At 66.1% G+C, this 20113-nt stretch carries 23 protein-coding genes; 9 read left to right on the top strand and 14 right to left on the bottom strand.

Annotated elements, in window-relative coordinates; translation table 11 throughout:
• Nucleotides 1–9 precede the first annotated feature (9 nt).
• From ACFWPH_RS01955 to ACFWPH_RS01965, 3 genes are all read right to left on the bottom strand, one after another.
• Entirely contained in the window at nucleotides 10–1218 is a 1209-nt protein-coding gene (locus tag ACFWPH_RS01955; RefSeq protein WP_378747566.1) for an aminoglycoside phosphotransferase family protein, read from the bottom strand.
• 383 nt (nucleotides 1219–1601) lie between these two features.
• Nucleotides 1602–2477 (bottom strand): hypothetical protein, encoded by an 876-nt coding sequence (locus tag ACFWPH_RS01960; RefSeq protein ID WP_378747568.1) that lies wholly within the window; start codon nucleotides 2475–2477, stop codon nucleotides 1602–1604.
• 102 nt (nucleotides 2478–2579) lie between these two features.
• Nucleotides 2580–3338 (bottom strand): hypothetical protein, encoded by a 759-nt coding sequence (locus ACFWPH_RS01965; RefSeq protein ID WP_378747569.1) that lies wholly within the window; start codon nucleotides 3336–3338, stop codon nucleotides 2580–2582.
• Nucleotides 3339–3736: 398 nt separating this feature from the next.
• Between ACFWPH_RS01965 and ACFWPH_RS01970 the strand changes: the two genes are divergently transcribed.
• Nucleotides 3737–4594: an SAM-dependent methyltransferase gene (locus ACFWPH_RS01970; RefSeq protein WP_378747570.1), complete on the top strand. Its 858-nt coding sequence runs from the start codon at nucleotides 3737–3739 to the stop codon at nucleotides 4592–4594.
• Between the two features lie 39 nt (nucleotides 4595–4633).
• On the opposite strand, the gene ACFWPH_RS01975 is transcribed toward ACFWPH_RS01970, so the two are convergent.
• The gene (locus ACFWPH_RS01975; protein WP_378747571.1) at nucleotides 4634–5140 is read right to left on the bottom strand and encodes a nitroreductase/quinone reductase family protein; all 507 of its coding nucleotides are present in this window, start codon (nucleotides 5138–5140) and stop codon (nucleotides 4634–4636) included.
• 167 nt (nucleotides 5141–5307) lie between these two features.
• Here ACFWPH_RS01975 and ACFWPH_RS01980 point away from each other — a divergent pair, with 167 nt between their 5' ends.
• Both ACFWPH_RS01980 and ACFWPH_RS01985 read left to right on the top strand, forming a co-directional pair.
• Nucleotides 5308–5577, top strand: a complete 270-nt coding sequence (locus ACFWPH_RS01980; protein ID WP_378747573.1) for a metal-sensitive transcriptional regulator — start codon at nucleotides 5308–5310, stop codon at nucleotides 5575–5577.
• Nucleotides 5578–5630: 53 nt separating this feature from the next.
• Complete coding sequence (locus tag ACFWPH_RS01985; protein ID WP_062980158.1) at nucleotides 5631–6032, top strand: DUF302 domain-containing protein; 402 nt, start codon at nucleotides 5631–5633, stop codon at nucleotides 6030–6032.
• A gap of 9 nt (nucleotides 6033–6041) precedes the next feature.
• On the opposite strand, the gene ACFWPH_RS01990 is transcribed toward ACFWPH_RS01985, so the two are convergent.
• Nucleotides 6042–6344, bottom strand: a complete 303-nt coding sequence (locus ACFWPH_RS01990) for a hypothetical protein (RefSeq protein WP_378747574.1) — start codon at nucleotides 6342–6344, stop codon at nucleotides 6042–6044.
• Between the two features lie 293 nt (nucleotides 6345–6637).
• Between ACFWPH_RS01990 and ACFWPH_RS01995 the strand changes: the two genes are divergently transcribed.
• Nucleotides 6638–6838: a hypothetical protein gene (locus ACFWPH_RS01995; protein WP_378747575.1), complete on the top strand. Its 201-nt coding sequence runs from the start codon at nucleotides 6638–6640 to the stop codon at nucleotides 6836–6838.
• On the opposite strand, the gene ACFWPH_RS02000 is transcribed toward ACFWPH_RS01995, so the two are convergent.
• The 3 genes from ACFWPH_RS02000 to ACFWPH_RS02010 all read right to left on the bottom strand — a co-directional run bounded on the left by ACFWPH_RS02000 (nucleotide 6821) and on the right by ACFWPH_RS02010 (nucleotide 9787).
• Nucleotides 6821–7834: a MerR family transcriptional regulator gene (locus tag ACFWPH_RS02000; RefSeq protein ID WP_378747577.1), complete on the bottom strand. Its 1014-nt coding sequence runs from the start codon at nucleotides 7832–7834 to the stop codon at nucleotides 6821–6823. The two genes, ACFWPH_RS01995 and ACFWPH_RS02000, sit on opposite strands and share 18 nt — an antisense overlap.
• Nucleotides 7828–8511 carry a HEAT repeat domain-containing protein gene (locus ACFWPH_RS02005; RefSeq protein ID WP_378747578.1) on the bottom strand — a complete coding sequence of 228 codons (684 nt, stop codon included), beginning with the start codon at nucleotides 8509–8511 and terminating at the stop codon, nucleotides 7828–7830. Before ACFWPH_RS02005 ends, ACFWPH_RS02000 begins: the two co-directional genes overlap by 7 nt.
• A gap of 394 nt (nucleotides 8512–8905) precedes the next feature.
• Complete coding sequence (locus tag ACFWPH_RS02010; RefSeq protein ID WP_378747579.1) at nucleotides 8906–9787, bottom strand: alpha/beta fold hydrolase; 882 nt, start codon at nucleotides 9785–9787, stop codon at nucleotides 8906–8908.
• Between the two features lie 256 nt (nucleotides 9788–10043).
• On the opposite strand from ACFWPH_RS02010, the gene ACFWPH_RS02015 reads away from it, so the two are divergent.
• From ACFWPH_RS02015 to ACFWPH_RS02025, 3 genes are read left to right on the top strand one after another with little or no spacing between them, the layout of a single operon-like run.
• Nucleotides 10044–10943: an alpha/beta hydrolase gene (locus tag ACFWPH_RS02015; RefSeq protein WP_378747580.1), complete on the top strand. Its 900-nt coding sequence runs from the start codon at nucleotides 10044–10046 to the stop codon at nucleotides 10941–10943.
• Nucleotides 10944–10947: 4 nt separating this feature from the next.
• Nucleotides 10948–11580, top strand: a complete 633-nt coding sequence (locus ACFWPH_RS02020) for a DUF1028 domain-containing protein (protein ID WP_378747582.1) — start codon at nucleotides 10948–10950, stop codon at nucleotides 11578–11580.
• On the top strand, nucleotides 11577–12236 hold the full coding sequence (locus ACFWPH_RS02025) for a hypothetical protein (protein WP_378747583.1): 660 nt from the start codon (nucleotides 11577–11579) through the stop codon (nucleotides 12234–12236). The genes ACFWPH_RS02020 and ACFWPH_RS02025 overlap by 4 nt, the downstream gene beginning before the upstream one ends.
• Nucleotides 12237–12332: 96 nt before the next feature.
• Here ACFWPH_RS02025 and ACFWPH_RS02030 read toward each other — a convergent pair whose 3' ends face one another.
• The 5 genes from ACFWPH_RS02030 to ACFWPH_RS02050 form a co-directional block, all read right to left on the bottom strand.
• Nucleotides 12333–13769: an ABC transporter ATP-binding protein gene (locus tag ACFWPH_RS02030; protein WP_378747584.1), complete on the bottom strand. Its 1437-nt coding sequence runs from the start codon at nucleotides 13767–13769 to the stop codon at nucleotides 12333–12335.
• Entirely contained in the window at nucleotides 13766–14599 is an 834-nt protein-coding gene (locus ACFWPH_RS02035) for an ABC transporter permease subunit (RefSeq protein WP_378747585.1), read from the bottom strand. The genes ACFWPH_RS02030 and ACFWPH_RS02035 overlap by 4 nt, the downstream gene beginning before the upstream one ends.
• Nucleotides 14596–15537, bottom strand: a complete 942-nt coding sequence (locus ACFWPH_RS02040) for an ABC transporter permease (protein ID WP_378747586.1) — start codon at nucleotides 15535–15537, stop codon at nucleotides 14596–14598. Before ACFWPH_RS02040 ends, ACFWPH_RS02035 begins: the two co-directional genes overlap by 4 nt.
• Nucleotides 15522–16868 carry an ABC transporter substrate-binding protein gene (locus ACFWPH_RS02045; protein ID WP_378747587.1) on the bottom strand — a complete coding sequence of 449 codons (1347 nt, stop codon included), beginning with the start codon at nucleotides 16866–16868 and terminating at the stop codon, nucleotides 15522–15524. The genes ACFWPH_RS02040 and ACFWPH_RS02045 overlap by 16 nt, the downstream gene beginning before the upstream one ends.
• 328 nt (nucleotides 16869–17196) lie before the next feature.
• Complete coding sequence (locus ACFWPH_RS02050; RefSeq protein ID WP_378747588.1) at nucleotides 17197–18240, bottom strand: fused (3R)-hydroxyacyl-ACP dehydratase subunits HadA/HadB; 1044 nt, start codon at nucleotides 18238–18240, stop codon at nucleotides 17197–17199.
• 234 nt (nucleotides 18241–18474) lie between these two features.
• Between ACFWPH_RS02050 and ACFWPH_RS02055 the strand changes: the two genes are divergently transcribed.
• Both ACFWPH_RS02055 and ACFWPH_RS02060 read left to right on the top strand, forming a co-directional pair.
• Nucleotides 18475–18699, top strand: a complete 225-nt coding sequence (locus tag ACFWPH_RS02055) for a CopG family transcriptional regulator (protein ID WP_084493443.1) — start codon at nucleotides 18475–18477, stop codon at nucleotides 18697–18699.
• A gap of 8 nt (nucleotides 18700–18707) precedes the next feature.
• A complete protein-coding gene (locus tag ACFWPH_RS02060; RefSeq protein WP_063916121.1) occupies nucleotides 18708–19112 on the top strand; it encodes a type II toxin-antitoxin system VapC family toxin in 405 nt (134 codons plus the stop codon).
• A 336-nt stretch (nucleotides 19113–19448) separates the two neighbouring features.
• Here the strand turns inward: ACFWPH_RS02060 and ACFWPH_RS02065 are convergent, their stop codons facing one another.
• A complete protein-coding gene (locus ACFWPH_RS02065) occupies nucleotides 19449–19784 on the bottom strand; it encodes a hypothetical protein (RefSeq protein WP_378747589.1) in 336 nt (111 codons plus the stop codon).
• Between the last annotated feature and the right edge of the window lie 329 nt (nucleotides 19785–20113).

The following is a 20113-nucleotide window of genomic DNA, read 5'->3' on the forward strand; positions in this document are numbered from 1 at the left end:
CGTGCACGCTTATTCGGCCCACCCGCGGAGTATCGTGCGTAGTTCGTCTTTCGGGATATCGGGCCAGGGCTCGGGGTTGCGGGAGAAGCGTGTGTCATACCAGTCGACCCAGCCTTCGAGGCGGTCCGGGTCTTCGGATATGAAGCGCGGCGCGGTCTCTGTGGTCATCGTTATTCCGCGCCAGTCTTCCATCGTGCGGTACATGTCGAGTACCGGTCCACTGTCGACCGAAGTGGCTGAAGGTGGCATCCGGTCGAGCCACATGCCGGTGGCCTGGGCGTGGGTTGCCTCATCGATGTTTGCCCCCATGCGCTGGAGGAAGAAGTTCGCGTTGTACAGCGGGTCGCCCGGGCCGGCGGTCTCCCAGTCGAAGATCCACAGTTTTCTGTGGTCGTCGAGTCGGAGGTTGGATGGATACAGGTCGTTGTGGGCGAAGACAGTGGGCTCGCCGGAGCGGCCGAGGTCGGGCTCGACATAGTCCGACAGCGGGCCGATTCCGAGTTGGTCCAGTCTGGCGTGCCGCTCTGGTGGCAGGTGGCGATAGGCGTCGTCGGCGTGCTGGATCATCTGCTGCTGCCACTGAGGTATATCGAGGTTCATTCCCGGTGGCAGGGAGCGGGCGGACATCAACTGGACCTGATCGAGGAGATCGGGCAGCCAGTTCATCATCTCGGGATCATTGAAGCCCCGTGTTTCTCCGGGCACGTACTGCATGATCGTGAACGGCTGTCCGGTCGATCGGTCCGTCCCGGAGTAGAGGATCCTGGGGGTTCGCACACCGCACTCGCGCGCGTAAGTAATGGCTGTGTTCTCCGCCATCCATTTCTTCAGCATGGTCACCCGCGGCTGATCCAGCCCTCGCCTGACCACTGCGGGGCCCGCGCTGCTATCGACAATGTTGACCCGGTTCCCGGTTCCCGCAGCATCCGGCTCCAGGTTCCGGACTTGTTCATACAGATTGCGGGCCTCTCCAGCCGATATTTCGGACCGGACGCGACAGACCGGACCTGCTGCGCCGGAATCATGGTTTCCGTGCCCAGCGCTGAGCCTGTCGAGTTCGGCTGCGGACTGCTCCTGGGTACGGGTCGTCCGGTCGAGGCCGTACCGAATGCCGTCCGGGAATTGTCGATGCGCTGCACTGACTCGCGGGGCGGCTTTGGCGGCCATGGTTTCAGCGAGGCGTTTGGCTGCCTCCAGGCGACACCGAGACCGGTGCATCCGGCCTACGCCGGCGCGGAGGACCGACGGTCGCCGACTCGAGCGTTGTGGTTGCTCCTCCGCAGACCGCGCCGGTGAGGCGGAAAACAATTCGAGAGGGCTGGTCAATCCACGATGCGCCGGACTCGATCAGCTTCTCTCAACTCCTCAGACATTGTCGGCACCCGCCCACGAAGGGCCTCCAACCGGAAAGAGGGCCTCGGCGCCTACCGTCGGGTCTACGCGGCGGAACGAAAGTAACTTTAATGCGGCAAATCTCGTGCCGATGAGCAAAGTTCCCAGCGGCAGTAACAGCAGATAGCGGCGGTGCAGTGCCTTCGCGAGAGAAACGAGCCCGAATCCGCCTGAAGGCCCTGTCCCGTGATGGCGGAGATATGGACCGATTACTTCTGTTTCAGTCCGTCCAGAGTCCGCCGGGCCTGGTCTCGGGCGATCATCCCGAGTTCGTCCGCGTTCGGCACGGGCTCGCCGTGTTGGCGCAGGATGGGGACCCGCACTCGCAGCGAGACATTGTCGTCCTGCACGCCCACGATGTAGTCGAATCCGGTGGTGTGGCTGGTGTCCGAGGTCGAGGTGTGCCAGTAGCCCTGGGATCCGATTCCGGTGACCTCGCCAAAATTCACACCGGGCCCGGCGGTGTCCTGTTGTTTCCATTCGTCATAGGCCGGCGCGGCTCCGCGGGCGGTGAACTCGACCTGGAGGTCGATGGCGGCTTGATTCCAGTGGACGCCGTCACCGGACTGGCTTCTGTAGGAGAATTGACACGCCAGCCGGCCGGGGTCGTCGTCGCTCGGCGGAGTTTCGTGATGGTAGGGCGCTTGATCCGGAGTGGACGACCACTTGTGCAACGGAGTGGGGTCGACCAGATCGCACGCATTGGCGACCCCGTTCATCGAGTACATTCCCGGCGATGCTGCCGGGAGCGGTGTAGTGGTGGGGGTACTGGACCTCGCCGGGGTGCTGGAGGACGCCGCGACCGCGGCGGGCCGAGGTTCACTGCCCCCACCGGCGATGACGACGCCGATCACCACCCCCGCGGCCAGCACTACCACCAACCCGACGACACCGGCAGCGATCAGGCCTGCGTTACCTGGGCCGGTCGGTGCAGGTATGAACTGCGGCTGCTGGTATCCCTGTCCGGGCCGGCCGTGCCCGGTGACGGGGTGTGTCCCGTCGCCCTTCGAGAAATATGGTCGCTGCGCAGGGGGTTGGGCGCTGCCTGCGAGTGGTTGGTCGGGTCCGTGTCGAGGGTCTGTCATCTCTTGCGGCCCTTCGATTCCTCGGCGTTCTCCCGCCGACCTTCCTTGCCGCGCCATCCTACTGTGCCGTCGGCCGCGTAGTTCCTCAACAGTCTGATCTTTCTAGTTTTGCCGCAGTCCATCCAGTACCGTGCGGGCCTGAGCCCTGGCAACCGAATCGAGCTCGTCGCGGCCCACCGCCGGGGAATCCTTCTCCAGAGAGAGTTCGATCCGGACCCGCACCGCGACACCACCGTCCAATACGCACAGCCCGTAGTCGGCGTCGACGATGCCACCGAAGTTATCGGCCTCGAATTGCCAATAGCCCCGGGTACCGATTCCGGTGAACTTCCCGGACGTCACCTCCGAACCGGTATCGGCGAGTTCGGCGGCCGTGCGTATGCAATGGTCGTACTTTCGCGCGGCCGAACCGTCCATAACGTCGGCCCACACCCTCATCGTGGCGGTGTTCATGGGAAATTCGTCGCGGGTCGAATTGTCGTAGTAGAAACTGCACCGCAGGTTTCCGAAGTCCCCGGACGACCGAGTCAGCTCATCGACAGGATCGAGACCCGGCGTGGACGCCCACCTTGTCAACGGCGTGGGATCGACCAGATCGCACGCATTGGTGACCGCCTTCATCGAGTAGATGGCAGGTTCCGGGATGGCGGTGGGGACACTGTCGTCATTTCGGCCGCCCAGTATCACACCGGCCACCACGCCGATCACCAGCACCACCACGGCCGCCCCGGCAGCACCGACGAGGATCAGCCACGAGGGGCCGCGTCCGGCCGGCTGCGGCGGGTACGCCGGCGGCGGAAGCTGCTCCTGCGGCCAGTGCCCTTGTGGCTGATCACCGGATCCGTGCGGAGAAACTGTCATCCGGCAAACCCCTCCCGTCTCGGACGGGCGGCCCCGACCGGTCATAGACTCCGATCCGGATCCTAGTTGCGCTCATCTGATCACGTTGGTCGCCGGCCGAACCGGGAACTCATCGCTGTCGTGCACGACGTAAATAGATGTGGCCCGCCATGCCAGTGGCCCCGTGATGCCGGGCCACGAACCGGACACCTCCTCGGTCTGCCGGAGCTCCCGCCCGCTACGATTCCGGCTATGAGTTCCTAGGCTGATTCCATCCTTGCGGCCCGCGCGCCACGGCAGTAGCGCGCCGAGTGTGCGCTGTCCCGTTCTGGTACTCGTCCCGCCGCCGGTCCCGCGCTTCCATCCCGGATTCGCGCAGGTCGATAGGCGAATTGCGGACAATCGACCCTACGAACCGAATGCTGGTGAAATCCATGTTCGACGAACTGTCGGAGCTCAACGCCCGTCCCGCCCTTTTCTCCACGGTGACCACCCCCGAACTGTGGACCGACCCCCATATCTCCGAGAGGATGCTCGCCGCGCATCTCGATCCCGACCTCGACCTGTCCTCCTACCGCGCCGAGTTCATCGAGCGGGCGGTCACCTTCATCACCGGCTACTTCGAACTCGGCCCTGGAAAGCGGCTGGCGGACTTCGGATGCGGGCCCGGCCTCTACGCGAACCGGCTGGCCGCCACCGGCTGCGCAGTCACCGGTCTGGATTTCTCCTCCCGCTCGGTCGAGTACGCACGAGCGGCGGCCGCGAAGTCGGGCGTCGACGCGAGGTACCTGCACCAGGACTACCTCAGCTACCGCGATACCGAACGCTACGACGTCATCATCATGATCATGCGCGACTACAGCGCGATGGTCCCCGACGCACGCCGCCGGTTGCTCCGCGTAGTTCGGCAGCACCTGGCTCCCGGCGGGGCATTCCTGTTCGATGTCGACGCCGTACCCGCCTTCGACGCTGTCGAGGAGAAGGCCGTGTACAGCCCCTCGCTGATGGACGGGTTCTGGTCTGCCCGACCGTACTTCGGTTTCCTGAACACCTTCCGCTATGAAACCGAGCGAGTGTCTCTCGACAAGTACGAGATCGTCGAGGAGACACAGACGAAAAAGTACTTCAACTGGATCCAGTTCTTCACGCCCGAACAACTCACCGCGGAGTTGGGCGAGGCCGGACTCGCTCTTGTCGAGATAACCGGTGACGTCGCCGGAGCTTCCTACCACCCCGCGGCACCACAGTTCGCTGCCGTTTCCGAGGTCTCGCGCTGAACCGTGGGCGGCAGGTAGTTTCTCCCTGACGCCGAGCGCTCAGCCCGCGAGGGTCAGCACGACCAGCGGCATGGGGCGGTCGATCTTGGACTGGAAGTCGGCCAGCAAGGGGTTGTTGGCCAGTACCCAGCCCGCGAACTCGTCGTAGTCCGCGCCTTCGAGCACCTTGCCGGTCGCCTGGTGGGTCTTGTCCCGGAGTTCGATGGTGACCTGGGGATTCGCCTTGATGTTGTACCACCAGGCCGGGTACTTGTCTTCGATGAACGAGCTCACGTACATGGTTTCACCCCGGTACAGGGGGCCCAGCGGTGTGGTGTGCCGCTTGCCGCTCTTGGCTCCCGTGGTAGTGAGCAGGATGAGGTCGCCGCCGGCGTAAGCACCGCCCACCTTGCCCGAGTTCTCCCGGAATTCCTTGATCACGTCATCGTTCCAGTTGGCGATGCCGCCCTCCTGGTCCCAGGACTGGTTCCACGGCGCGTTCGGATCGTTGTAGTCGGTGATATCGGCCTGCTCCGGCTGACCCGCACTCGTTTCGATTTCGCTCACGATTCGAGTGTGCCGCGAATTCAGGCCAGTTTTTGTCCTGAATCGGCGAGAGTGCCGGTCACTTGCGGTTTCCGACGGCCCTCAATCGGCCGGAGTGCTCGGCGACACCTTCCCCAAGATACCCCCAGGGGTATTGTCGGTGGTGAGTTCCAGGAAAGGACAACGCGATGGTCGGCAACGAAGAGACGATTGGCCAGGTGCTCAACCGGCTGCGCCGGGCACACGGGCAGCTCGCCGGGGTGATCTCGATGATCGAACAGGGTCGTGACTGCAAGGATGTCGTCACGCAGCTCGCCGCGGTATCCCGGGCGCTGGACCGCGCCGGGTTCAAGATCATCGCTACCGGCCTGCGCGAATGTATGACCGAGGAGGCAGAGAACGGCTCCGAGCCGATGACCGAGGCCGAACTGGAGAAGCTCTTTCTCGCCCTCGCCTGATCGGTGCGCTGCCGCCCGCCCCCGCGCCCGAAAACGAACAGAAAGGACATACCGTGAACATCGCACTGTCGACGACCCTGCACACCGGCTTCGACGAGGCCGTCGAAAGGACCCGCACCGCACTGTCCGAACAGGGCTTCGGGGTGCTGACCGAGATCGATATGCAGGCCACCCTGAAGGCCAAACTCGGCGAGGAGATGGAGGAGTACCTGATCCTCGGCGCCTGCAACCCGCCGCTGGCGCATCGAGCCGTGGGTGTGGACCGGCGGATCGGGCTGCTGTTGCCGTGCAATGTGGTGGTCCGCCGCGACCCCACCGCCGCCGATACCGTCATCGTCGAGGCGATGAATCCCGACATCATGGTCGAGGTCACCGCCGAACCCGCGCTGAATCCCGTCGCCGCCGAGGCGGCGACGAAACTCCGTGCCGCTATCGACTCCCTCGGCGCGAACTGACTTCTCGCATTACGCGGGCGTCCGGTCCGGGGCGACGATGGTGCCGCAGTCGAGCCCACCGTGACTGTAGGTGGGCACGACGGGCCATCGGCGTTTCCACGGCGCGCATTCCGAGGACGGGATGATCTGCCGCCAGCGCGGGTCGCGGGGCGAGGGCGAGGCCAGGGTTTTCTCCTTGACCATCGAATCGTACTGGTCGAGCGAGTTTTCCAGGGTGTTGCCGTTGAGGACGACCTCGCGGCCGTAGAACGCCGCTTGCTGTTTCACTCCGGGAACGGTGGACAGTTCGGGCTGCCAGCTGTCCGCGGCCATCCCGCTTTCCGAGGAGACCCCGATGCCGTCGGGAGTGTGCCCGCGGCGCGGATTCGCCCTCGATCACCTCGGGGCGCGGTAGCGGGTGGCGGCCTCGCGGATTTGCGGCGAGGCGTTCCCCGCGGGGCCAGATATCTTGCACGCCGTCGAATTCGGAATCGTGCGCACCCGATCGGTCCCGCGGTTTTCGGTTCCGGTGGTCATTGTTCGTCTCCTGGGGCACGTCGTGACCAGTGAAACCACACCCGCCACTCCCCCGCCGCAGCTGGCGCCCGTGCTGAACCTGCACGACGATGCCGGTCGCGCGGGTGACGTATGTACTGGCCCGCCTGATCGCCATGCAGGGCTATCGGATCCGGCCGCTGAACGATCCTGGTATCCGCGCGCTCGCATTGCTCGCCACCGCGGTCGGCCGGCTGCCGCGACTGCCCGGCGTCGCATGCTCGGTCACCGAACTGGGCGCGGTCGACCGCGACTCACGAATCCGCGGCTGACCGTTCCTCGACCGCCTGCACGAGTGCCGACGCGAGCAGTGCGACAGCCCGTTCGTCGTCATGGGCCAATTGCCGAAGGAGATTCAGTGCGAGAGTTCCCGGCATCTCGGCGAGCGCCTGGGTCAGCCGCGTCCGGACCGCGGGATCGGCCGGGTGCGCGGCGAATTCGGCGGCCAGCGCGGTCATGATCCGGTCGGCCCATACCGCGTCCGCGGCCAAACTGCCCAGAAGTTCGGCCGCCTCGACATCGTTCGGGCCCTCGACGACTGTGCGAATGAGCTGCGGTACGGCCGTGGTCACTCCCCGCGCACCGAGCGCGAGAGCCGCATACCGGCGGACCGCCGGGTCTTGATCCGTGAGCGCCTCGGTCAGCACCGGAGTGGCCTCGGGTAGCTCGGCGAGCGCGTGGATCGCACGCCGGCGGATATCGGCGTCGCCCGAGCGCAGACCCGATGCGAGACCATCCACCGCATCCCCCTCGGCTCGGGCGAGGGCCCAGCGCAGCGAACCGGCGACGTTCGGATCGGATTCGGCGAGAACTGCGGCAGCCAGCAGTTCGGCGGGCGGCGGCACATCCTCGGGCGGAGCCAGGATCGCCTGCTGGCGTCGCGCGGCATACGGCGACCCGAGTCCGTGCAGGAGTTCGACGATACGCAGGACGTCCTGCCAGCCGGTGGGGCCGGCGGCATCGACGGTGCGCAGCCGGTCGAGGAGCTCCTGCTCCCGGTTCAGTCGTTCGCCGGTCTTCCGGATCAGGTCGCCGACCAGCGCAGACGGGGTGAAACCGGGATCGTCGATGGCCCGTCCGATCTCACGCAGCGACAATCCCAGCGACCGCAGACCCTCCACATGGAAGATCCGCCGGATGTCCTCGGGCGAGTATTCGCGGTAGCCGCCCACGGTGCGGCCGGTGGGGCGCACGAGCCCGAGGGAGTCGTAATGCCGGAGCATCCGGGTGCTCACCCCCGAGCGTCGTGCGACCTCACCGATCAGCATGCGGCCTCCTCGCCGTCCGGTCCGAGCGCCACCACCCGCCGGGCAGCGTCGACGGCGAGGTCGAAACCGGCGTCCGGATCACGCAGGAGGCGCTGTGTGGCGTTCGCATGTGCCCGCACCGCCGGATTTTGCGCGACCGCCGCGGCGTCGAGTACGGGTTCGGCCGGCTCACCGAGCGCGACGAAGGCCCGGCTGAGACTGAGCTGGACTTCTCGATCGCCGCGGCCCAATTGTGTGGCCAGTTCCCCGGCCAGCGCGCCCTTCTCCTGCTCCGGCGCCAGTACGACGGCGGCGCGCCAGGCACTCCGCGCGACCTCGTCGTCGGGGTCACGCAGCAATGAGCGCGTGATCGCGGGCCAGACGGCGCGGTCACCGATCTTCGACAACGTATGCAGGGCCTGACTGCGCGCCTGTGCACACTCGGAAGTGAGCTCCGCGCGGAGTTTCGGAAGCGTGGTCTGCGCCGGAAGCCGGGTCAACGCCCAGGTGAGCATGTCACGTACGAAGAAATCCGGTTCGACCGCGCACCGCTGCACCAGCGCGTCGACGAGTTCCGGCGCGGGATCGGTGCCCGCGGCCAGCGCCGCCTGCAGCCGCGTCGACGAGTCCGGGGCGGCCAATGCGCCGAGCAGCCGTGTGTGTCCAGAGTTCCTGTGTGTCGTATTGATGGGTACCACCTCCGACAGCCAGTCAAGACCTTGTCACAGTGAGAAGGTCAAGTACAGGAACCCTCGAGGCGGCAGGCAATGCGGCGTCACCGCGGTCCCCGCTCCCCCAGAAGCAACTATCCGGCAAGGGACAGCTGCCGTCGGCGTGACACTGGGCTCGTGTACCAGCTGATGCCGATATCGAAACCGAACATGACGGCGAGCCACCTGAGGAACAGGTCGATACCCACACCGATATCGAGGCCGAAGGAACGGAAGAGGCCGCCTTGTCCGGCATGGAGTCACCCCTCCGCATCAACGAGTGCGACTGTCACCTGCAGCGGGCAGCAGCGCCGTCAGCGCCACAGCGGCGCCCCCGCGATATCGAGCCGGGACGGCGCGTCCGGCCACGTACTCCACACCGTCACTTCCGGATTCGATCGTGCTTATCGGCGAATTCCAGAAAGCAAGGGATCACCACCTCCTGGTTCGCCCACAGCAGGTCGTGCCCGATATTCGGATAGATCTCCACATCGACCGACGGGATCTGCCTCCGGGCGCGGGCCGCCCCGATTTCGGGATCGTTGACCACCGTTTCGGCGCCGAACAGCACCAGCACCGGGACGGCGATGGCCGCCAGTTCCGCGTCGGTGAGCAACCGATCCCACGGCATCCCCGTCCGGAACTTCAAGCTCGCCATCACCATCGCGAATTCCTCGTCGGTGTGCTCCACACGAGGCGTGAGCCAGGCGTTGAGCTTGCGCATACGTTCGGGAGTCGGGCGCATACCGGCGACGAGAAATTTGAACAAGAGACTCCACTTCGGCTTGGCGAAGGTGGCGCCGCCGGGCTCGAACATGGTGAGACTCGACAAGCGATCGGAGTAGTGGATGCCGACCATGGCGGACAGCCACGCGCCGAGAGAATTTCCGGCGAGGTGAACTCGGTCCTCGCCGAGTCCGTCGAGTGTCTCGACCACCCACTTCGCCACATCGGCACCGTCCCGCACGGGTGCGGTCTGCACACAGCGCCCCGGCCAGCCGATGACATCCGGCGTGTATACCACCCGGTCCCGGGCGAAGTCCTCGATGAACCGGTGCCACACCAGGCCGTTGCCCATGATGCCGGGAAGCAGAAACACCGGTTCCCCCTTGCCGGTTCCGGATTTGCGCACACGCGTCGTCCCGAACGACGTTTCGACGTCGAGGACCGTCGAGGGAACCGGCCACCGCTGTGCCCATGCGTCGTACACGCGCAGATATTCGACCTTTGCATCGTCGCTGGTGAATCGTCCGATCTTCGGCATGGATATCCCCTATCAATCTACGAATAACTATTGCTGATCGTAGCATACATACTACAAACAGAGGCAGGTTGACGCTAGGTTGACGAACCAGTCCGACCAGACATGCACGTTTCGACCGACTCACGACAGACTCGAACCGAGCAAGAAGAGCGGGGTCGCACAGTGTCGGAGCGGGCACCCGAAGCATTTGCAAGGTTGACCGAGGTTCCGGACGGGTAAGAAAGCGTTGTCTACCGCTTCTCACCCTGGGGGATACGTGCCCGATACCGCACGACGTTCGGAAACCACCACCGCCACACCGACCTTCGTTTTCGTGCACGGCCTGACCTGCAACAGCTTCTATTGGACACCTGTGGTTCGCGAACTGGCCCTGCTCGGCCACCGGAGTCTGGCGGTCGACCTCCCCGGCCACGGCTTGGACGCACCGTTTCCGCTGTCGTATCAGGCGCCGCAGGACCTCGCCGCATTCACCGCCGCGGATTCACCATTGGCCGGAATAACGGTGGAGGACAATGTCGCCCATGTGGTCGATGTGGTGCAGCAGGTACAGCGGCACGGCCCGGTAGTCCTGATCGGGCACAGCCTCGGCGGGGTCACGATCGGTATGGTCGCCAACAAGATCCCCGAGGCGATCCACCGGCTGGTCTACCTCTCCGCGTTCTGTCCTTCCACGCCCGAAGCCCCCAGCGCCATGGCCTTGGCGCAAACCCCCGAAGCAGCCGAGGACATTCCGGCCGCGAACCCGGACCATTCTCTGTTCCTCGGGTTGGACGCGGTCCCTCCGGGCATCATCCGCTTCAACTTGCGTTCGGCCGATATCGAAGCGCTCGAAAATTTCCGGATGCTCAACATGCCCGAGGCGACCCTCGAACAGACATTGGCCATCCTGAACTTCGGTATGCAGCACGAGGACGGCGCCCGCACCCAGTTCGCCGATACCCGCGTCCAGCCCGAGACCTGGGGCCGCGTACCCCGCAGCTACATCCGTCTCACCCAGGACAATGTCCCCTCCCCTGCCCTGGTCACAAAGATGATCGCCGACGCCGACCGCCTCACTCCCGGCAACCCGTTCGGCGTGCACACCCTGGACGCCGGGCACGGCGGTGTGGTGCTGCGGGCGCGCGAACTGGCGGCCCTCCTCGACCAACTGGTCTGAACCGATGACGTTCTCCATCGTCGCGTGTGATCCGAGGACCGGCTCCTGGGGTGTGGGAGTGGCCTCGAAATACCTCGCTGCCGGATCGATGGTGCCGGCCGCCCAGGCAGACGTCGGCGCCCTCGCCACGCAGGCCTACACCAACGCATCGTTCCGGCCACTGGGTCTGTCGGCCCTGCGCAACGGGCGTAGCGCCGATGAGACGCTCGATTCTCTGCTGTCCGGGGACTCCGGCCGTGCGGCCCGGCAGATCGGCATCGTCGACGGCCGTGGCGGGTCGGCCCTCTGGACGGGCAGTGACTGCAGTCCCTACGCGGGCGGCACCCGAGGAGACGGCTACGCGGTTCTGGGTAACCTATTGACCGGCCAGGAAGTCATCGCAGCCATGGCGGATACCTGGACCGGCGGCGATCCGGAACGGCCACTGGCGCATCGCCTCCGGGAGGTTCTACAGGCGGGAGAAACGGCCGGCGGGGATCGGCGCGGTAGGCAGTCCGCCGCAATCCTGGTCGCCCGGCGCGGTTCGGACTATATCCTGGGCTCGGACATCGAGATCGATCTCCGGGTGGATGACCACGACTTTCCACTGACGGAACTGGGCCGTCTCCTCGATCTACGTTATGAGGCACCGCCGTGACCGCTTCGCATGAAAGCCGCCTACGCCGTATCCGCGTCCGGTGGCGTCTCCTCGGCCTGCCGTTGCGGCTGGCGATCCAGACCGCAGCGGTCACCACTCTCGGTTTGGCGATCTTCGCCATCCTGCAGACCACCGACGCTATCGACGCGACGGCCGCTTCTCTGCTGGTAGCGGTGGTTTTCGGGAGCGCCACGGTGCTTCAGCACCGGCAGGCACAACGCCGCCAGTACACCGTGGAACTCATCGCCGCTTTCCAGACGACAGACCATCTGGCGGCGGCCGATACGTGGATGGCCAACCAGATTGCCAACGACCTACCGATCACGGCGGATGTCTGCCTCGCCGACGAGCCCCGGGTCATCGCGATGCTCGACTATTACGAGTTCCTCGCGGTGCTGGCCGAGCAGGGCCTGATCGATGTGCCGCTGGTCCGTAATCTGCGCGGCGGCACCATGTCCCGGTGCTTCCTGATCTGCCGGGATTATATCGAGGACCGCCGCGCCCGGGTGGGGCCGGAGCTCTATCAGGGCCTGGAGTTCTTCACCGAAGCGACCCGGACACCGGCCGTAGTCGGTCCAGGGCAGGACGCACCGGCCCCGATCGCGTTCGTCCGCTTCCCCGGCTCCGAGGGAGTGCCGAATTCCGGAACAGGCTGAGGCACGCACGATCCCGGTCACCCTGCGCCGAATCGCACCGCGCAGCCAGAGGAGGCGATGGTAGGAACCGACTCCGGGCTTCCGGCATTGCGGGGATCAAGCGAGCAGGGCTCGCGTCTGTGGGGCAGTGGGCTCGGCGAGGACAGCGGCGGTGTTCCCGGCTTCGACCACCCGGCCGCCGGCGAGGACGAGTATCCGGTGACAGTGTCCGGCCACCACCGACATATCGTGACTGATCACAACAACGCTGATCCCGCGGTCGGCGCGGACACGGTCGATCACCCCCATGATCGCGGCGGCTGTATCGGCGTCGAGGGCGGAGGTGATCTCGTCGCAGATCAGTACCTCGGGCGCGGCGGCCAGCGCCCGGGCGATCGCCACCCGTTGCCGCTGGCCGCCCGACAGCTCGTCCGGGTAGCGGTGCAACATCGCGGGGTCCAGTTCCACCTGCTGCAGCAGTGTTGCCGCGCGGCCGCCCACTTCGCGCGACCGCGTTCCGCTCAGCCGCAATGGACGGGACAGCGTCTGTAACACAGTGTGTTTCGGGTTCAGTGTGGACAGCGGGTTCTGGGGTATGAGCTGGATACGCCGGCGGGAACGGCGTGCGGCTCCGATCCCCAATCGGCGGCCGTTCACCTCGAGTCGCCCCGACGCCTGGGTATGAAGGCCCGCGAGTACCCGCGCCACCGTTGTCTTCCCGGCTCCCGATGGTCCGATTAGCGCGACCGATTCGCCGGCGCCGACGGTGAGGTCGACCGATTCCAGCAGGATGCGCCTGCCTGCGCGCGCAGATATCGCTTCCGCACGCAGCGCACTCTCGTCCATGACCGGGCCCGGGCCCGTGGTTGCGGGCAACTGGCCGAGCAACGCCGCCCGGGGCTCGCCCAGACAGATCACCTCGTCGGCGAGCCGATGCAGGGTCGCGGTGTCGTGGCCGGATACCAGTACGGCGACCTTCTCCTCGGCGGCCAGCGATCGCAGCAGGGCCGCGATATCGGTGCGCAGTTGTTCGTGCAGTCCGGCGAGCGGTTCGTCGACGACGAGCACGGCGGCTCCGCGGACGAGCGCCGACGCAAGCGCGACCCGACGCTGTTCGCCGCCGGACAGTTCCCCGGGCCGGCTGCGCAGCATATGTTGCGGCAACCCGACCCGTTCGAGCGCCGCAGCTGGTTCGGCGGGAGCGGACCGTCCCGCCGCCTCGGCGAGGAGTGCACGGATACGCATGGCCGGGTTCAGCGCGGCGCCCGGATCCTGGCCGACATAGGCCAGGTGCGCGCGGCGGAAGGTCTGCAACGCCGCACGTTCGAGGGCGAAGATGTCCTGTCCGCTGATATGAACCGAACCGCTCACCCGTGTGGTGCCTGCGGCCAGATGACCGAGCACAGCCCGCATCAGGGTCGTTTTCCCGGCGCCGGACGGTCCGGTGATCGCCGTGATCGTGCCCGGCTCCACCCGCAACGACGTGGGCACCAGTAGTTCGGCGCCGGTACGTGTACGGATCGAGAGTTCCTCGACCACGACACCCGTGGTCATACGCTGCGCCTCCCCCGCCCGAAGGCCGCTACGGCACTGTTCACACTCACCGCGAGCAATCCGATCGCCAGGCTCGGGGCCAAGACGGCGGCCGGATTGAGCAGGATTCCGGAGGCGTTCTCGCGGACCATGACCGCCCAGTTCGCATCGCCGAGCGTGGTCGGCAACTGCAGGAACGCGGCGGTGCTCACCAGATACATCGCCTCCACGAAACGCAGACCCAGCTGGGTGAGCAGCGTTTCCCGCAGGTTCGGCAGCAATTCCCGGACCACGAGATACGCCGCGCCCTCCCCGCGACCCCGAGCCGCCTCGATGAAACCGGAGGCCGCTACCCCGGTGGCCGCGGCCGCGAAAACACGCGCGGTATACGGCGTTCCGGCGACAACGCAGATGATCACGAGACCTGCCGCACCGGATTCCGGCCAGGAGAGCATGAACAGCAGCATCGCGAGCATCGGCGGTAGGAGCATGCCCAGGTCCGCGGCCCGCTCGATCCACGCACCCACCCGCGGATACAGTGCGGCGACAGAACCGAGCACCGCCGCGCATCCGGTCACCAGCAGTGCGATGATCACGGCGACCAGCAACAGCCCCCATCCGCCGTGCAGTAGCTGGCTGAATACATCGTGGCCGAGCCGGTCACCGCCCAGCCATGCCTCCCCGCTCGGTTCCGCGAAGGTTATACCGACCGGATGGTCGACGGCGCGGGGCGCGAGCATCGGCCCGAGTATCGCGACGACCAGCACCACGACGGCGGTCAGCGCGGGCAACCCGAGCCGCAGCGATGCGGTGGCGGGCCGGAGCCGGCGAGCGGTGATCGGCAGGGTCACGGCCGGCCTCGGTTCGACCAGGCCCGCACGGCATCGGCCACGAGCAGAACGCCCATGATCGTCGTCCCGGTGACGGCAACGACGGCCGCGACCAGCGCCGTATCGCGATCCGATACGGAACCGGCGACCATGGCGCCCATACCCGGATAGTTGAAGATCGTCTCCACGACCAGCGCCCCGCCGAACAGGGTGCCGACGGAGGTGGCGAACGACATCGCGATGGTCGGCCACGCGAACGGCAGGATATGACGCAGCAGCACCGTCCGCTCCGGAAGGCCGTTCAAGACTGCGCTTTCCACATGCGGCGCGGCGGCGGCATCGGTCACCGCCCCTCGGACGACCCGGAGGTTCCAGCCCACTTGCGGTATCGCCAGGGCCACCACCGGCAGGATCAGCATTTCCGCACCGGCCGGGTATCCGGACCGGTCCGTGAAGGTCACCGCAGGCAACCAGCCCAGCCAGAGGGAGAAGACGAGTACGAGCAAGGTCGCGATGACGAATTCGGGGACCGCGATCACGAAGGCCGAACCGGGCTGGAATACGCGCGCGGAGCGACCGGTGGGCCGGGCAGCCCACCACAGTCCCAGCAGCAGCGCGACCGTCACCGTGACAAGCAGGGCGAGGGACGCCAGCAGCAGTGTTTGCGGGAACTTGTCCGCCAGCAGCTCGTTCACCGGCTGCCCGCGCGCAGTGGTCCCGAAATCACCCGTGACCGCGCCACTGAACCAATCCCAGAAGCGGGCGGGGAGCGGCCGATCCAGGCCGAGTTCGTGCTCCTTGGCCGCGACCCGTCCCGCGCTCGCATCCCGCCCCAGCACGGCCCGGGCCGCGTTACCGGGCAGCAGGTCGACGACCACGAACACCACTGCGAGCAGGGCGATCAGCAGTCCGATGCGACGCGCCACCGTCACGGCGAATCCGATCAACGCGATAACCACGCCCGCTCGAGCTGCACGCGACCGTATCCGCCCAGTGTCGGCAGGCCGTGCACGGACCGGGCGGCGATATCGATTCCGTCGGCCATCCCCCATACGAGGTATCCGCCGTGATCGTGCTGGATTCGCTGGATCTCCCGGCACGCGGCGGTGTACTCCGGGCCGGGCGGTGCGGCGAGGGCCTCGGTGTAGGCCTGGTCGAACGCGGCGTCACGGAATCCGGTCTCGTTCCATTTCGTCCGCGAATACATGACCTTGCTGGCGAAGAAGACCACCGAATCGTTGGTGCCCCAGTTCACCGTGTACAGCGGCGCCGTCAGCCAGGTCTCGTCGTAGAAGGCGTTGGCCTCCTGCACGACGACCTCGACCTTCAACCCGATATCGGCGGCCTGGCTCGCGAAAACCTTCGCCGATTCGACCTCACCCACCGCTTCCTGTTTCGTCAGCAGGCGATACGTCTTCGCGGTATCGAATTTCGCGTCGGCGAGCAGACCCCGGGCGCGGTCGAGATCGCGTTCGCGCTGCGGGATCGACGTATCGTATTCGGGGTCGGCGGTGCCGAGGATATCGTTGGCGACGGTGCCGTACCCCGACAGCACCTGCGCCACCATCGCTTCGCGATCCACCGCGAGCCGCAACGCCTCCCGCACCCGGGGGTCGGCGAACGGCCCGTCGGAGGTGCGCATCGCGATCGCCACCGCGACATCGTCCGGACGACGGATGACCTCCAGATCGTCCCGCGTTTCCGCCGTCCGCCCGGCCACCGCGCCCACACTCGAGGCGAGATCGATCTGGCCCGCCATGACCGCGTTGGCCATCGATTCAGGGCTTTCGAACAGCGTGACCTCGATGGCGTCCAGCAACGGGGCTTCCCGATACCAGTTCTCATTGCGCACCAGGCGTGCGTTGCCGTTGTCGTAGGACTCGAGCCGGAACGGTCCGGTGCCCACGGCCGCGGTGAAATCGGTGGTCCCCGCGGGTACCACGAACGTCATCATCCGCAGCAGCAGCGGTAACTGGCTGTTCGGTGCCGCACAGGTCAATACCACCGCGTTCGCACCGGCGGCCTGGATAGCGTCGCCGGACGGTACGGGGACCTTGGTTTCGCCCGCGATCTCCCGTAGCCGGCGCAGCGACCAGACGACATCGTCGGAGGTCACGGGGCGGCCGTCGTGGAACCGCGCTCCCTCCGCGATCGTGAAGGTCCATTTCCGCTGCTGCGCATCCGCTTCCCAGGTCGAGGCCAGCCGCGGAGCCACATTCGGATCCGCGCCGGGAACGGTCAGCGCATCGTAGACCAGCGAGGCGATCAGGAAATCACTCTCGTTGCTCAAGGTCTGATGTGGGTCCCGCTCGATTTTCGACGATTTCCCGATCGCACCGACCCGAAGTGTTCCCCCGGGCTGCGGTGGGCCGTCCGGACTTTCGGATGATGAGGAACCGTCACCGCAACCGGCAACCAGCAATACCGCACCCAGACCCAGGCCTGCCTTCAAGATATGACGCCTGTTCAGTTCCACAGCTCGACCTCATCCAGCCCGATACAAGGTTAGCCTGTGCTAACCGGAATGAGGTTACCGCAACCACCGGTCGCGCAGCAGTGCTTCCAGCGGCCGATCCCTCGGCCTGTGCCCGGGGTCCGGGTGAGCAGACCGGCGAGGACTATGCGAGGCGGACGTCCGCGGTCGCGAGGCCGAAGATCTTGCGGCCCGCGGATTTCGCGGCGATGACGACAACGGCGCTCCTGGTCGCGGGGTCGACCGATTTGATCCGGCCGGTGAACTCGATAGTGCTGCCCGCGGAACCGGATTCGACGACGGTATAGTTCGACAGCCGTACCTTGTACCGGAGCATCGCCCCCGGGTCGCCGAGCCACTCGGTGACGAATCCCGCCCCCAGCCCCATCGTGAGCATGCCGTGGGCGATCACATCCGGCAGGCCCGCGAGCGCGGCGACGTCACCGTGCCAATGAATCGGATTCGCATCACCCGAAACTCCGGCGTAATTCACCAGATCACCCAGCCGCAGCCGCACGGTTCGCGCGGCGAGTTCGTCACCGGCCGCGATGTCCTCGAATCGGAGTGCAGTGCGCAGAGCACGTGTCCGGGAAACCGTGGAAAGCCGCGGGCCGTCCTCCGGAACCGGATGTTCGGCCTGCGGCCCGTCCACACCATCGGGCGTTACCGATCCGGACGGTGACCTCTCGAGGCCGTGCATGAGCACGCGCTCGAATGCCTGGCCGATACCCGCGTCGACTTCTTCTCCGGTGACGCCGACCACCGTCGTATGCATGATGTGGACGACGTCGCCGGATTGATCGGTGAAGGTGTTGGTGACGGTGAGCAGGTCTTTGCCCGCGATGGTGCGCACCGACGAGAGTTCGACATCGCTGATCAACCGGTCGCCGGTGTGCAATGGTTTATGCAGTTCGAAGACCTGATCGGTCTGCACGAATACGTCGTAGCCGGTGATGACCTCTTGGAAAAGCCTGCGGTTGGCGAGCATCGCGGCGATCGAGACAAAGGTGGTCGGCGCAACCAGCTCACTGTGCCCGAGCGCCCATGCAGCGTCCTCGCTCCAGTGCGCCGGGTGGAAATCCTGGACAGCCCGCGCGTATTCGCGGATCTTCTCCCGGCCCACCTCGTAGTAGTCGGGTACGCGGTAGCGGTACCCCACCAGACCGGCCGTATCCAACGCTGTTTCCACCAAGCTCTCCTCGTTCCAGAATTCCTCCGGCACTCGTCGCCGACCGCCGTAGAACCACATGCATGAGCGATCAACCCTCGCACACGATATGTCCTGCGGGCAGAAGACGCTGATCACGCCTCGTTTCTGCACTGATGTTGCGGTTCCGATCCGGTTCGTCCGGATCATGTCACCGATATTGCGTGGGTCGCGGCACTGGCTCAGAGCCGACACACAAGGGTATGCTGGCATACCATGAAGCGGACGACCATCAAACTCCCAGATGACCTGGACGGCCGGATACGCCATGAAGCGGCTCGGCGGGATATGACGGTTTCCGACTGGACACGGGAAGCACTAGCAGCACACCTGCCGAACGCTGGAGCAAGAAGGTTCGGCGCGGCCGGCGCCGGCCGTAGCGGACGGTCGGATATCTCCGAGCGAGTAGAGGAGATCTTGCGCGGGGAGTGGGACCGATAGCCCGGCTCATGGTCGACGCAGGTCCACTGTATGCCTACGTCGATGCGGACGACGCACATCACCGCAGCTGCCTGGAGTTGCTCCAGAACCATCGCGGACCATTGGTCGTCCCCACGCTGGTGATCACCGAGGCGGCCTACCTCATCGGTACCCGCCTCGGTTCTGAAGCGGAGGTGCGCTTTCTCGGCGATTTCGCCGAGGGCCTGTTCGAGGTGGAACCGGTACACCCCAAGGACTGGTTGCGCATCGCCGAGCTTGTTGCCCGATACCGCGACTGGCCGCTGGGGACGGCTGACGCCTCAGTAGTTGCCGCGGCCGAGCGACTGGGTATCGAGCATATTGCCACGGTCGATCGGCGACACTTCGGCGCGGTCCGGCCGCGTCATACGGCGGCCTTCCAGTTGCTTCCGTGATCTCTACCTGGGTCGGGTATCCGCAATGTCAGGCGGCGTGTTGCTCTCCCGCGGAACGTCGACCGCCACAAAAATCGGACTCGTCGGTCATCGCTGTCGAACTCCGATAGCCATGCACAGGTCGCACTCCCGTGCAGCGCCACCATGGCCGGGCCTCGGCCTCCGTCGGTGTCCGACTACTGGGACCGACGCTCACGCAGGACACCGCGATCCCGGCCACGTACTCTCGGACTCGCCACCGCAACGTCCACGGCCGGGGCGCACAGGAGCTATTCAGGCCACCACAGGGCGACCGTGAGGCCCGCCAGGCCCAGGACCAACTGGGCCAGCGCCAGATCAGCCATCCCCTGGTCTCTCCCACGGCCGGTCGGCACCGATCCAGCGGTGACCACGTGGGTACGACCGCATCGGGGTGATCAGCACCGCGAGGTCCGTGACGAACTGCCGCACCGCATCCGCATGCTCGAAACCCGGAACCACCACAGCCTCGGCGGCGTAGTCCTCCACGTGCCGGGCCACAGCCAGCGCGGTCACGAACGGGCCCGCTCCGGTGAAAACAGTGAATACGAGCCGATACCCCTGCCGGGCCGCCAGCTCGCTCAGATCGACGGCCGGTATCGGCACATCGCGCCGGATCAGAGCTATCGCGGCGGGAAGTTCAGCAAGCGCCACGCGGACCTCCCGGCTCGGCACACCAGCACCGAAGGGCGTGCGCGATACGTTCCAACCGTTCGATCGGCGGTAGCATCGCCGCGGGACCGTCCGGAACGCCGGCCACTCCCGGCATACGGGCGGGTAGTCGATCCGGTGCTGCCGCGTCTGATGGAAGGCGTTCCCGTAATCCTTTGACAGACATGGTCAATCCTCTGCTTCCGGAATAGTGTTGGCATGCACCCGGCGCAGGGTCCGACAGTGCATCAGCAGCCGAACTGTGAATGTCGGACCACCAGCTCGCGGCGCTCCGGGCGTTGAACCGGTGTCCCCAGCACTTCTGAGGCCGG

The organism is Nocardia sp. NPDC058499, assembly GCF_042719915.1.
In the GTDB taxonomy this organism is placed as follows: Bacteria; Actinomycetota; Actinomycetes; order Mycobacteriales; family Mycobacteriaceae; genus Nocardia.